10 protein-coding genes are annotated in these 13,592 nt (G+C 63.1%); 1 reads left to right on the top strand and 9 read right to left on the bottom strand.

The genetic code is table 11. The features are described from left to right. Nucleotides 1-17 precede the first annotated feature (17 nt). Nucleotides 18-2,105, top strand: coding sequence for a phosphate acetyltransferase (pta, locus tag GEV38_RS04620; protein ID WP_015268964.1), 2,088 nt, complete (start codon nucleotides 18-20; stop codon nucleotides 2,103-2,105). 135 nt (nucleotides 2,106-2,240) lie between these two features. On the opposite strand, the gene GEV38_RS04615 is transcribed toward pta, so the two are convergent. The 9 genes from GEV38_RS04615 to GEV38_RS04575 all read right to left on the bottom strand — a co-directional run bounded on the left by GEV38_RS04615 (nucleotide 2,241) and on the right by GEV38_RS04575 (nucleotide 13,317). Continuing rightward, nucleotides 2,241-2,951 carry an OmpA family protein gene (locus tag GEV38_RS04615; RefSeq protein WP_015268963.1) on the bottom strand — a complete coding sequence of 237 codons (711 nt, stop codon included), beginning with the start codon at nucleotides 2,949-2,951 and terminating at the stop codon, nucleotides 2,241-2,243. A gap of 108 nt (nucleotides 2,952-3,059) precedes the next feature. Beyond that, entirely contained in the window at nucleotides 3,060-3,704 is a 645-nt protein-coding gene (locus GEV38_RS04610; RefSeq protein WP_013970945.1) for an MBL fold metallo-hydrolase, read from the bottom strand. 18 nt (nucleotides 3,705-3,722) lie between these two features. After that, on the bottom strand, nucleotides 3,723-4,070 hold the full coding sequence (locus GEV38_RS04605; RefSeq protein ID WP_015268962.1) for a type II toxin-antitoxin system ChpB family toxin: 348 nt from the start codon (nucleotides 4,068-4,070) through the stop codon (nucleotides 3,723-3,725). Beyond that, entirely contained in the window at nucleotides 4,067-4,345 is a 279-nt protein-coding gene (locus GEV38_RS04600; RefSeq protein ID WP_003259615.1) for an AbrB/MazE/SpoVT family DNA-binding domain-containing protein, read from the bottom strand. The genes GEV38_RS04605 and GEV38_RS04600 overlap by 4 nt, the downstream gene beginning before the upstream one ends. Nucleotides 4,346-4,513: 168 nt before the next feature. Next, the gene (locus GEV38_RS04595; RefSeq protein WP_015268961.1) at nucleotides 4,514-5,206 is read right to left on the bottom strand and encodes a sensor histidine kinase KdpD; all 693 of its coding nucleotides are present in this window, start codon (nucleotides 5,204-5,206) and stop codon (nucleotides 4,514-4,516) included. Next, nucleotides 5,203-6,810 carry a tetratricopeptide repeat-containing response regulator gene (locus GEV38_RS04590; RefSeq protein ID WP_015268960.1) on the bottom strand — a complete coding sequence of 536 codons (1,608 nt, stop codon included), beginning with the start codon at nucleotides 6,808-6,810 and terminating at the stop codon, nucleotides 5,203-5,205. Before GEV38_RS04590 ends, GEV38_RS04595 begins: the two co-directional genes overlap by 4 nt. Before the next feature lie 159 nt (nucleotides 6,811-6,969). Further along, the gene (locus GEV38_RS04585; RefSeq protein ID WP_015268959.1) at nucleotides 6,970-9,687 is read right to left on the bottom strand and encodes a LuxR C-terminal-related transcriptional regulator; all 2,718 of its coding nucleotides are present in this window, start codon (nucleotides 9,685-9,687) and stop codon (nucleotides 6,970-6,972) included. A gap of 353 nt (nucleotides 9,688-10,040) precedes the next feature. After that, nucleotides 10,041-11,405 (bottom strand): DUF1329 domain-containing protein, encoded by a 1,365-nt coding sequence (locus GEV38_RS04580; protein WP_013970939.1) that lies wholly within the window; start codon nucleotides 11,403-11,405, stop codon nucleotides 10,041-10,043. 25 nt (nucleotides 11,406-11,430) lie between these two features. Then, nucleotides 11,431-13,317, bottom strand: coding sequence for a DUF1302 domain-containing protein (locus GEV38_RS04575; RefSeq protein ID WP_039613806.1), 1,887 nt, complete (start codon nucleotides 13,315-13,317; stop codon nucleotides 11,431-11,433). Nucleotides 13,318-13,592: the final 275 nt, after the last annotated feature.

The following is a 13,592-nucleotide window of genomic DNA, read 5'->3' as shown; positions in this document are numbered from 1 at the left end:
TATTTCGAGAAGCACGCATGCAGACATTTTTCATTGCGCCGACCGATTTCGGTGTCGGCCTGACTTCCATCAGCCTGGGTCTGGTGCGCACCCTGGAGCGGGCCGGCCTGAAGGTCGGCTTCTTCAAGCCGATCGCCCAGCCTCACCCGGGTGACACCGGCCCCGAGCGCTCCACCGAGCTGGTTGCCCGTACCCACGGCATCAAGCCCCCTGTGCCGCTGAGCCTGTCCCATGTCGAGCGCATGCTGGGCGATGGCCAGCTGGACGAGTTGCTCGAAGAAATCATCCGCCTTTACCAGCAAGCCTGCATCGGCAACGACGTGGTGGTGGTCGAAGGCATGGTGCCCACGCGCCACGCCAGCTATGCGGCGCGGGTCAACCTGCACCTGGCCAAGAGCCTGGATGCCGAGGTGATACTGGTATCGGCGCCGGAAAACGAAGTGCTCAGCGAGTTGTCCGGCCGGGTCGAACTGCAGGCCCAGCTGTTCGGCGGCCCGCGCGACCCGAAGGTGCTCGGGGTAATCCTCAACAAGGTGCGCACCGACGAAAGCATGGCGGACTTTTCCACCCGCCTGCGCGAGCACTCGCCACTACTGCGCGGTAACGACTTCCGCCTGCTGGGCTGCATCCCCTACCAGCCTGAACTGAACGCCCCGCGCACCCGCGATGTGGCCGACCTGCTCGGTGCCCAGGTGCTCAATGCCGGCGACTATGAACAGCGGCGCATGAGCAAGATCATCATCTGCGCGCGTACCGTTGCCAACACGGTGCCACTGCTCACCTCGGGTACCCTGGTGGTGACCCCGGGCGACCGCGACGACATCATCCTCGCCGTCAGCCTGGCGGCGATCAACGGCGTCCCGCTGGCCGGCCTGCTGCTGACCAGCGACAGCAAACCTGACGCGCGTATCCTTGGTCTGTGCCGAGGTGCCCTGCAGGCCGGCCTGCCGATCCTCTCGGTCAGTACCGGCTCGTACGACACTGCCAACCAGCTCAACTCGCTGAACCGCGAAATCCCGGTGGACGACCGCGAGCGCGCCGAATTCATCACCGACTTCGTCGCCAGCCATCTCGACGCCGCTTGGCTGCACCAGCGTTGCGGCACCCCGCGTGAATTGCGCCTGTCGCCAGCCGTGTTCCGCTACCAGTTGATCCAGCGGGCACAGCAGGCGAACAAGCGCATCGTCCTGCCGGAGGGTGCCGAGCCTCTGCTCGTTCAGGCAGCAGCCATCTGTCAGGCTCGCGGCATTGCCCGCTGCGTGCTGCTGGCCAAGCCTGAGGATGTCGACGCGGTGGCCCGAGCCCAGGGCATCACCTTGCCACCGGGCCTGGAGATTCTCGACCCAGAGCTGATTCGCGGGCGCTATGTGGAACCGATGGTCGAGCTGCGCAAGAGCAAGAACCTCAATGCACCAATGGCCGAGCAGCAACTGGAGGATCCGGTGGTGATCGGTACCATGATGCTGGCTCTGGACGAAGTGGACGGCCTGGTCTCGGGCCTGGTGCACTCCACCGCCAACACCATCCGCCCGGCACTGCAACTGATCAAGACCGCACCGGGCTCGAGCCTGGTGTCGTCGGTGTTCTTCATGCTGTTCCCCGAGCAGGTGCTGGTGTACGGCGACTGCGTGATGAACCCACACCCGAGTGCTGTCGAACTGGCCGAGATCGCCCGGCAGAGTGCCGAATCGGCGCAGGCCTTCGGCATCGCGCCACGGGTGGCGATGATCAGTTATTCAAGCGATTCGGCCAGCGACGAGGAAGTCGAGAAAGTACGCGAAGCGACCCGCCTGGCACAGGGCGCGGCGCAGGAGCTGCTGATCGACGGGCCGTTGCAGTATGACGCGGCGGCCAACCCGGCGATTGCACGGGAGCTGGCGCCGGGCAGCCCGGTAGCCGGGCGGGCGACGGTATTCGTGTTCCCTGACCTGAATACCGGCAACACGACCCACAAGGCGGTGCAACGCAGCACCGACGGGGTCAGCCTGGGGCCGATGCTGCAAGGGTTGCGCAAACCGGTGAACGACTTGCCGCGCGGGGCTCAGGTTGACGATATCGTGCATACCATTGCCCTGACGGCGATCCAGGCCAGCGTGGGGGGTTAAAAGCTGGTGCTGCTTTGCAGCCCATCGCCGGCAAGCCAGCTCCCACAGGATTTGCATAGCCCTTGAGCCTTGTGCAGTACCTGTGGGAGCTGGCTTGCCGGCGATGGGCCGCAAAGCGGCACCAGGGTTGATGCCTTACTGCTGAACCTGCCCCTGGTCATACTGCTGACCCGGAATCGGCTTCAGGTTCACTTCCACACGGCGGTTCTGCGCACGGCCATTGGCGTCGGCGTTGCTGGCGATCGGCTGGTCCGGGCCCATGCCACGTACAGTGATACGCGAGGCATCCACACCCTGCGAGGTCAGGTAGGTGCTGACCGCCTGCGCACGGCGCTGGGACAGGTCCATGTTGTGCTGGCGGCTGCCAGTGCTGTCGGTGAAGCCGACCACTTCGATGGTGTTCTGGTTGAACTGCTTGAACGAGCCAGCCAGGTTGTTCAGCGGCGAGTAGAAGCTTGGCGCGATGTTGGCCGAGTCGGTTGCGAAGGTGATGTTGCCCGGCATGATCAGCTTGATCTGGTCACCCTGGCGCTGAACTTCCACACCGGTATTGGCCATTTGCGCGCGCAATTCGGCTTCCTGCTTGTCGGCGTAGTAGCCATAACCGGCTGCAGCGGCACCCACGGCAGCAGCGCCGATCAGTGCGCCCTTGCCACGGTTGTTGTGGTCGATGGCGGCACCGGCGATAGCACCGGCCAGCGCGCCCAGGCCGCCGTATTTGGCAGTTTTGCTCATCCCGGTGGAGCCCTGCGCCTGCCCTTGGCTGTCATAAGGGTTCTGGCCGGCACAGCCGGTCATCAGGGCAGCGGCGGTTGCGACGATAATCAGACGACGCATGGTGAACATGGACAAGCTCCTACTGAATTCATGAATGCGACAGATCATAAAGGGATCTATGCCAGCCTTGGATTGCATCGGCGCCGAAAAATTCCGTGAAAGTGCCTTCATGTGCCATCAGGCACGCACAAAGGGGTTCTCGCGCATTTCGTCGCCCAGGCGGGTATCAGGCCCGTGGCCGGTCACCACGATGGCCTCTTCGTCCAGCCGGTACAGCCGCTCCCTGATGGAACGGACGATGGCCCGCTGGTCGCCACCCCACAAATCGGTACGGCCAATGCCCCGGCGGAACAGGGTATCGCCGGCGATCAGCAGCTTGGCGTCGGCAAACCAGAAACTCATCGAGCCTGGCGTGTGGCCTGGCGTATGCAGGGCCACGCCACATCCACAGGCCAGCTCCTCGTCATCCCCCAGCCAGCGGTCTGGCGCGGGTACCGGAGTGTAGGGCACGCCGAACATCTGGCACTGCATTTCCAGGTTGTCCCACAGCGACTGGTCGTCCTTGTGCAAGTGCAGCGTGGCGCCGGTCAGCTCCTTGAGCTTGCCCGAGGCGAGGAAGTGATCGAAGTGCGCGTGGGTGTGGATGATGCTCACCAGCGTCAGCCCGTGGGCCTGCAGGCGGGCCAGGATCTTGTCCGGGTCACCGCCCGGGTCGACGACGATGGCCTTTTTGGTCAGCGGGTCGCCGATCAGGGTGCAGTTGCACTGCAGGGGGCCTACGGGGAAGGTTTCGCGGATGAGCGCTGACGATGGATTCTGCATAGGGAATACGGGAACCGGTTAATCGAAGAGGGTCTGTACGCGAGCCAGTGCATCAAGGATGACGACCTCGGGTACCGACTCTATGCGTTTGGCAAATCTGGCTTCAAGGTCGACTGTGCGCACCTGATTGCAGAGCATCACGCCCTGAGTCTGCGTACCCGCACCGCTGAGCGTGACGGCGAAACCCGCATGCCTGGCAAAATCGCCACCTTGGGTGATCGGCACTACCACAGCCAGGCCTGACGCATTGAACGCAGCGGGAGTGAGCACCAGCGCAGGTCGCCCAGCACCCTGCTGCTCCCGTCCAACAGTCGGATCGAGATTGATGCGGACGATATCGCCCCTGGCGAACTTCACCCGTTTCACACTTCACGCCCTACTGGTGGCATCGCGTTCCAGTCGGCCATGTCCTCTGGCTCCGGTGCATCCAGGTCGCACTGAGCCATCAGCTCTTCAAGGGTGTATTTGGGTTTCGACCTGACGGGTTTGAGCACCATGGTCTCACCCGCGGTGTCCAGGCTCAAGGTAGAGCCGACTCCGAGACGCATCTGCTTGAGCACTGCAGCCGGCAAGCGAATCGCGGCGCTGTTACCCCACTGTTGAATCTTGATCTGCATGAGTATCTCCCAAGGTAGATACATAGTAGAAACCCTCCAAATGATTGCAAGCGAAATGTAGAGACGTCGTATCTACACTGTCATTTGCCCGGTATGGACAAAAGCCCTGCAACCTCAAGAAGGAAATGCCCTACATCACCTTGTGAACCTACCTTCCAGCTGCAAAAATTTGAAACGCAATCCTTGTCAGTTTCAAGGCAAAAACAACCTGAACAACCCACCCCCAAGCGCGCCGCCATTGGAGATCTCGATCCGCCCGCGCACCCCGCCGCTTTCATGCAGTGCCGCGATCCGCGCCGCAAAATACAGGCCAAGGCCGGTACTGCCGCTGGTCGAGTCGATACCCTGGATGAATTCTTCCTGGCGTTCGAGCATCCGCTGTGGATAACCCGGGCCGTCATCGTTGACGCAGATGACCAGCTGGTTGTCTGCCTCTTCGATGGTGATCAGCAAGGCATGCGCGGCAAAGCGGGTGGCGTTGGTGATCACGTTGGCGATCACCGAGGCCACCAGCTCGCGGTCGAAGAAGCCCAGCGGGTTGTCGGTGTCGATGCGCCAGGTGGCTAGGATGTCCTTGTGCTTGAGCACTTCCTCGTGTGCCGCCAGCTGGGCTTCGATGAAATCGTCCAGTTCGTGGTAGTCCGGGCACACCGGCAACTGGTTCACGCCCAGTTTGTACAACCCCAGCAACTGCACCAGCATGCCGTTGAGGTGACGAAACTCATGCTCCATCACCCCTTGCTCGGCACCACCGCGCAGCTCCTCGGGCAAGCGCTGCATCCACTGGTTGTGGGACTGGATCAGCGCCGACAGGGAGTTCTTCAGGTCGTGCACGGTGGAGGCGATCACCGTGGAAAAATCCAGCCCCTGGTTGTCTTGATTCATGCGCCGAACACTCGGATGTGCAGTTTGCGGTAGCGGTCGTAGCGGTTGTCGCTGGCGGGGATGCCGGCCACGCTGGTCAGGGCGTCGCGGCACTCCTGCATGATCGCGGGCTGAGGGTTGTCTCCGCCGATGCGCAGCAGCGCCTGGGCAGTGTTGAGGGCGATGCTGATGTTCTTCGGCTGCAAACCCAGCGCCTTGCGGAACAGCTGCAACGCCTCGCCGAGCTGCCCTCCCTGGTAACTGCGCACACCCTGGCGATTGAGGGTGACAGCTTCGGTAATGGCGTTGAGCACGCTGGGGTCGTCCGTCAGCTTGCCGACCCTCTCCATGACCTTGGGGTCGTCGCCATAACTTTCCACACAGCTCTTCAGCACGCCGATGGCAGCAGCTTCCTGCCCCATGGCCTGCAACTGCACGGCAACGGTCAGAGCCGAATCGACCGAGAAGAACTGGTTCATCTTGTCCAGACGCTGGATCGCCTGTTCGGTCAGCTTTGCAGCCGTTTCAGGGTCGCCGGCCTGCTGCAGGCTGGCGGCCTTCATCATGCGGGCACGCACCTGCAGGCCTTGGTCCTCGGGGTTTTCCTTGGCCACTTCGCTGAGTGTGCTGTTGATCTCGACCCGTGTGCGCGCATCCAGGCCAAAACCGGCATTCCTGCTCATCAGCGCCTGCACCAGGCCCAGGTTGTTCTCGGCGTCCTTGTAGCGCGAGCTCTGGCCCTGATTCACCGCATGGCGAAATGCCTTCGAGGCACTCTCGAAGTCTTCGTTTTCCAACGCCAGCTTGCCCAGCGTCGACTGCCGGCGCACCGATAGCGGCGACAGGCGCACGGCTTCTTCAAGCATGTTCTGCGCACGCCTGGTTTCGCCTTGGGCCACCAGCACCTCGGCCATGCCATCGTACAGGCCCGGCATGATCGGGAAGGCCTTGAGCGCCTGCTCGTACACGCCCTGGGCCTGGGCATTCTGGCCACGCTTGTGCATCAGGCTGCCCAACGCCGAGTAGGCCCATGGCTGCGGGCGGCTGGCCAGGATGGCCTTGAGGAACTTCTCCAGTTCCTCGAAGCGGTTGAGGTTGCGCAAGGCATCTGCCCGATAGCGCAGGCACAGCGGGGCCAGGCGTGGGTCGCGCTTGCACAGCTCGGCGCAGGCAGCCAGCACTTCGGCCGGGCGATTGCGGTCCAGGGCCTGCAGGATCGGCTTGAGCAGGGTCTTGCGCTGGTACAGTTTCTCGACACGCTGGGCCAGGCCAACTCGGTTGAACGGCTTGGTCAGATAGGCATCAGGCTCGTGCTCGATGGCGCTGAGGACAATGGCCTGGCTGCTCTCGGCCGTGACCATGATGAATATGCACTCATGGCTGATGTGCTTGTCGAGGATCAGGTCTTCGAGCACCTGCTGGCCGTTCTTCTTGCCGTCGCCCAGGTGGAAGTCCTGCAGGATGACGTCATAGCGCTTTTGCGCGCACATGCGCAGCGCCTGCTCGCCGCTGTCGGCGGTGTCCACATCACGCACGCCCAGTTCGCGCAGCATGGAACGGGTCGACGTACGAAAGTCGGTAAAGTCGTCGACGATCAGAAAGCTCTTTTGCCCGTACTGCAGCATCAACACGACCTGCCTTGGAATGATTGAAAAATCGCGCGAGGCGATGCCACCGATAGCTGTATCGGCAGCTGGTCGGGAAAGATGAGGGTAGAGCACTGGCGGCCACGAGCCACGGCCTCGAGCCATCACTTCAACGAGCAAGACCTTGCTGGGCCAATATCACACCAGCAGCCCCAGGGACTTGGCCTTCGCCACCGCCTGGGTACGCCGTTCCACCCCCAGCTTGCTGTTGATATGGCTGGCGTGGGTTTTCACCGTGTGCAGGGAAATGAACAACCGCTCGCTGATCTGCTGGTTGGAACAACCCTGGGCAATCAGCTCGAGCACGGCCAACTCGCGGCTACTCAGGGCTTCGCCGCTGCCGATGCTGGCGCTTGGTATCTGCGGCAGGCGCTTGAGCAACTCGGCCTGCACCGGGCAGGCAGCAACTGCCTGGAGCTGTTCGAGAAGCCACTGCGGGTGCTGCTCCAGCAAAGGCTGGAACGGTTGCAACACGCCGCCCTGGGCTGCCACCAGCAACCGTGGCAACAACTGGGCGGCCTGCTCTTCCCGACCTTCGCCCAGCAACAAGCCAAGCCACTGGCACATGGCACTGACGCTGAGCATCATGCCGCCACTGGCCTGGCCGCGCTCGACCAGGCTGGCCAGGCGTTGCGCCGCGTCGTCGCTACGCGACTGGATACGCTCGAGCGATGCCTGCTGCAAGGCGATGTGCAACGGCAGCAACGGGTGGAACTCCGGGGCCGCCGCCGGTTGCTCGCCGCCATAGGTCTGACCCAGGCGCAGCAGCCAGGACTCGGCCAGGTCGATGCGCCCCTGGGCCAGCCACAACTCGCATTTGACCAGGGTGATCATGGCCAGGTAGTAGACCGGCGGCACATCCCAGATGTGCATCAGCCGCTCGGCCTCGGCCAGTTCGGCAAAAGCCTCGGCAAAGTGCCCTTCCCGGCCATCGAGCGTAGCGATCACGCAATGGCCGATGAGCACACTGATATCACGGCAGGCCCGCGCCTCGCCCAGCCCCGCACGCAAGCGGGCACGGCCCTGGGACGGCTGCAGGCGCGATACCAGCAGGTAGCCTTCGTAAAGCGTCAAGCGGGCGCGCACGGCATACAGCCGCTGTGCCGACAGCCCTTGCAGGCGTTGCAGCCCCTCGCGCACTTCGTCCAGTGCGCGCAACACCTCGCCACGGGCATGCAGCACCCGCGCCCGGTCGTAATGGGCCAGGGCCTCGAACAACGGGTTGCCGACACGCTGGGCCAACTCCAGCGCCTCGCGGTTCCAGCCGCGGGCCCGCCAGAAATCGCCATCGGCTATCGCCAGGTTGGACAGCGTCGACAGGCATACCAGGCGTTGGCCATAACGCTTGCTCGGCAAGCTCTGCAGCGCTTCACCGCAATAGGCCAGGGTGCGCTCGCGATCACCACGGCCACGGGCGATCACACCACTCAGCGCCAGCCACTGGGCCAGCATGGACTTTTGCGCGGTTGCCGAAGGCGCGGGCAGGAAGCGGCTGAGATACCCCGCCAGGTCCTCGGCCGCGTCCAACTGGCACGCCAGGCCCAACGCCCAGCTGTACAGCACGATCAGCCGCGGCGTGCTGATCAGCAGGCTGTCGGGCAGGTCCATCTTCCAGCGCAGCAACATGCCGACGTTCTGTTCGGCCAGCAGTTGCTCCTCGGACAGGCTCTGCACCAGGTCGGCGGCGACATCGAGGTAACCGGCGCGCAGGGCCTGTTCTACCGCTTCGTCCAGCAGGCCCTGGCTTTCGAACCAGCGGCAGGCACGCAACTGCAGGTCGGCCAGCGGCTCGCTGGCCTGGCGGCTGCGCAACAGGTCGGAGAACAGGTGGTGATAGCGGAACCAGTGGCCATGCTCGTCCAGCGGCACCAGGAACACCTGGTGCGCCTGCAAGAAACGCAGGATCGCGGCACTGTCGTGGCGGCCGCGTACGGCATCGCACAGCGGGGAGCAGAAACGTTCCTGGCAGGCCGTTTCGTACAGGAAGGCCTGTACATCGGCGGGCAGCATGTCGATGACTTCTTCCAGCAGATAGTCACGGATCAGGCCCTCGCCGCCATGCAAGGCCTGGGGCAAGGCCTGCTCGTCAGCGGACTCGCTTGCCGCCAGCTGCCAGAAACGCAACCCGGCCACCCAACCGTCGCTGCGCTGGATCAGGTTGTCCAGGGCCTGGCCACGCAGGCCGGTGGGTTGACGGCCGATCACCGCCAGTGATTCTTCGGTAGTCAGGCGCAAGTCCTGCTCGTTGAGTTCGACCAGTTGCCGCGACAGGCGCAGGCGCGCCAGGTGCCAATCCGGGCGTTGGCGGCTGGTGACCAGCAGCACCAGGCCGGGGGGCAGGTGATTGAGGAAGAACTGCAGGCAGCGGTCGAGCACCGGCCCCTGGGCCAGGTGATAGTCGTCCAGCACCAGCAACAAGGGAGTATCGGCTTGCAGGTACAGCGCCAACTCGTCTAGCAGGCCGTCGAGCCATTCCTCGAAGGCGAACGGCTGGTGGCGCTGGCGCATTTTCAGCAGGCCCATGGCCTGGCCGCCCAGCGCCGGGCAGTACTGCTGCAGGCCTTCGAGCAGGCGTTCGAGGAATCGGCCAGGGTCGGCATCCCGTTGGCTCAGGCCCAGCCACAGGCTACGCCAGTGCTCGGGCAGCGCTTCGCAAAATTCGATGGCAAGGGAGCTTTTGCCGAACCCCGCCGGGGCGTTGACCAGTAACAACCGCCCGCCGAGACCGGCTTGCAGCCGCTGACACAGGCGCAGGCGCGGCACATGGCCGTCCGGCAAGGGCGGCCGGAAGAAACGCCCGTCCAGCAGGCCCAGGGCCTGGCTGGTGAATCCATGCGTACGGGACAGATCTGTCATGGCCGGCTCGTTCTGGTTGGAAGACTACGGCGGTATGGATGCTTGCGAGACTAGCGGGTAACGCTACGCATTTGAAGATGATGGGCGCAATTCCACTGGAAAAGACTGCGACAAAAAGCAACATGACTAATGGACAGCGGCTGGGGCGGGGGTTTGGGGAGGTATTCACCAGCTTTATTGCCTGTTCCGGCCTCTTCGCGGGTGAACCCGCTCCTACAGGGATTGCGCAGGCTTCAAGCCCAGTGCAGTACATGCGGGAGCGGGCGCGCCCGCGAAGGGGCCGGTACAGGAAATAAAAACGCCCCGGGCTAGCCGGGGCGCTCTGAGATGACACGGCGTGACGCGTTTTCAGATCAGCGAATACCCGACTGGCGCAGTGCCGCTGGCTGGAAGTCAGCCTTGCTGGCACTGAAGCCGAAGTCGTAGGCGCGCTTCTCTTCGTTCTTCATGCCCAAGGCCAGGTAACGGCCCGACTGCAGGTCATAGATGGCTTCCAGGGTGTACCACGGGACTTCCACGTTGTAGTACGGCTGGGCATGTGCCTCGGACACGCGCCACAGTTGGCCACGGCCGTCGTACTGGTCAATCACCGCCGCCTGCCAGGTGTCCTCGTCGATGTAGAAGTCACGCTTGGCATAGATGTGCCGCTGGCCCGGCTTGAGGGTGGCGACCACGTGCCATACACGGCGCAGCTCGTAACGGGCCAGGTCCTGATTGATGTGCCCGGCCTTGATGATGTCGGTGTACTTGAGCTTGGGGTCGTCGAGTTTGAAGGCGTTGGACGCGATGTACATCTCCTTCTTGCCTTCCAGCTTCCAGTCATAGCGGTCTGGCGCACCGTTGAACATGTCCAGGTTGTCGGAGGTGCGCAAACCGTCGGCGGCGGTACCCGGGCCGTCGTACGACACTTGTGGTGCCTGGCGTACGCGGCGCTGACCGGCGTTGTAGATCCACGCCTTGCGTGGTTCCTTCACCTGGTCGAGGGTTTCGTGCACCAGCAGCACGGTACCGGCCAGGCGCGCAGGCGCGGTCACTTCCTGCTTGAAGTAGAACAGGATGTTGCCCGGGTTGTTCGGGTCGTAATCCTTCATTCTTTCGCGGAAGACGAACTGGTCGGAGAAGTATACCGGGTTGAAAGAGCCGTTCTGCTGCGGCGTTGCCTGGGTCACCAGACGGCTGACGCTACCGCCCCGGTAGCGGGTGATGTGGTTCCAGATCACCTCCAGGCCGCTTTTCGGGATCGGGAACGGTACAGCCGTGCGGAAGTTGTTCAGACCGTTGCCGCCTTCGACCAGGGTGGTCTTGGTAGCGTTTTCCTTGATGGCAGCGAACACATCGGCCGGCACCGTGGAACCGCGATGGGTCTTGAATACCGGGATCTTGAAGGTGTCCGGATAGCGCTTGAGCATGGCCAGCTGGCCCGGCGAGAGCTTGTCCTTGTACTGGTCGGCGTTCTGCGCGGTGATGGTGAACAGCGGCTTGTCACTGCCGTACGGGTCGGACAGGAAGCCCTTGCCGTCGACGCTGCCCGCGCTCTTGGACAGCGGTTCCCACGGGCCGATCGAGCCATCGGCGTTGCCAGCCTTTTCGGCACCCATCGGAGTCAAGGTACTGCCCAGCTTGGCCGCCTCGTCGGCGGATACTGCAGCCATGACGCTGGTCGCCAGCAGGGACAGGCCCAGCACACCGGCTTGCAGCAGACTTCTGGTCTTGTTCATGTCGTGTCGTCCTGGATCTGAATGCTTAGAAGTTCACGCCGAAGCTGAGCGCGACGAAGTCGCGGTCATCCACGGTGGTGTACTTGCCATCGAAGAAGTTGGTGTACGACAGGCTTGCCGTGTAGGTGTTCTGGTACTCGGCGTCGAGGCCCAGGCTGACGGCCTTGCGGCCTTCCTCGAAGTTGGCGCCAGGGCCCGGCGAATAGCCGGAGACGTCATGCGACCAGGCCACGCTGGGTTTCAGGTTGACCCCGGCAAAGACATCGTTGTAGTCCCAGATGACTCGGGCGCGGTAACCCCAGGAAGTGCTGGTGGTAAAGCCATCGTTCTCGCAGTTGCGGCTCAGGTTGGCGGTGGAGGCACCGGCACCAGCGCCTGCGATGGTGCTGGCATTCAGGGCCTGACAGGTGTTTGCCCCACCGGTGGATGGCAGCGGGCCTGGACCAAACACCGGATCGCGACCGTAGCGGGTATCGTGGGCGCTCTCCAGGCCGCCCACATGGGTGACACCCAGCTCGCCCACCACGGTCATGCGGCTGGCGCCCATTACCTGGTCGAAGAAATGCGTGAGGGTGGTCTGGAACTGAGTGATCTCCTTGCGGCGATACCCGTGCAAGTCCTGCCCCGGCGTACCGGTCAGCAGCGAAGCGTTGCTCAAGGCACCGCCAATGGGGCGGACCCCGGCGAACAGGATATCCGTGGTATTCAGTTGCACCGGTGCGTTGGGGCGGTAGCTGAGTTCGCCGCTCCAGGCGGTCCCGGTGGGCAACGTGGTAGAGAAGCTCAAGCCATAAAGGCGGATGTCCTCGGGGTATTCGACGAAGTACTCGGAGTTACCTGCCACGATCAGCGGTGCCAATGCGCGCAGCTGTGCAGGCAATGCGCTCAGGCCGGCGAACACTGAAGGCGCGGCCCCGGTAGCACTGAAGATTGGCGCACGGCTGTGGTAGTTCATGAAGTAGGCGCCAAACTCGGTGTCCAGCGGCTCGAACATGTAGCGCATTGCCACGCCAAACTGGCCGCTGTCACGCGCATCGCGGTCGGCGCCGCGGCGCACCATCACCCCTTCCTCATTGATGTCCACGCCACGGGTGGCAAGGAATTGCTGCGCCGCCCCCGGCACTGTGCGACTGCTGTTGAGCACGCGCAGGTTGTCGGTACAGCCGTCGGCAATGATGTCTGGCTGGGAGAAGAAGGTGCCGCAGTTGTCGACGACCGTCTGGTCCCATTCGATCTGGTAGAAAGCCTCCGCCGACAGGTTGTCGGTCAGGCTCTGCGAAATGTAGAACATGTTGACCGGAATCAGGCCTTCCTTGATCTCGGCCCCCGGGCGGCGGAACGCCGACACGTCGATCGGGTTGATCGAGTTGATGCCGCCACCGATGAAGGTACTTTCACCCCAGCTCACCACCTGCTTGCCCAAGCGCACCGAGCCTGGCTGATCGCCGATGGAGTAGTTGTGGTAGACGAATGCGTCGAGCAGTTCGGCACCGGACGATTTGGCGCCTTCCTTGCGGTTGGAGTCGCTGATGTCCTTGAACTCGCGGCCTTCGTCCTTCAGTTCGAAGTCGTACCAGTACTTGCCGCGGACGAACACACCGGTGTCGCCGTACTTGAGCTCCAGGTCATGGATACCCTTGAAGATCTTGGAGAAGGTTTCGCCCTTCTTGAAGTTCAGGTGGCCATCGTCGGATGTCTGCGACAGGCCCTTGCCGCCGTTGTTCACCCCGATCAGGTTCTTGTTCGGGTTGGCCGTCGACCAGCTGGCGCCGATGGAGAGCGACGAGTCGAACTGGCCTTCGATTTCACCAATGTTGAAACTGACAGCGAAAGCAGGACTTGCGAGCGTGGAAGCAAGGCTGACGGCCAGGGGCAACTTGGCCCGGCGCCAGAACAGGTTTGCAGATTTCATCGACGCTACTCCATGTACTTTTTTTGTTATGGCAGTGAGTCCTTTCAAGAACGGCCCGAGCGACCGGTTTGCAGGCTTGCGCCCGCGGCGACACGGCTTGCGCATGTCGCCTCCCCCATTCCTGAAAATCCCCTGGCCCCGACTATAGCCAGCAAGGCACAGGCGCTTGATCCCTCTAAAGTGTGATTTGCGCTCCGTGCGGCCAACTCGCTGCCATGTTGCCCCGGCTGCGCGCTGGCAGTGCTAAAGGATGGCGTATTTCTGCCGTTTGGCAA

Source organism: Pseudomonas sp. 13159349 (genome assembly GCF_013305685.1).
In the GTDB taxonomy this organism is placed as follows: Bacteria; Pseudomonadota; Gammaproteobacteria; order Pseudomonadales; family Pseudomonadaceae; genus Aquipseudomonas; species Aquipseudomonas asiatica.
Note: the sequence above shows the minus strand (reverse complement) of the source record. Positions and strands in the feature narration are given on the sequence as shown.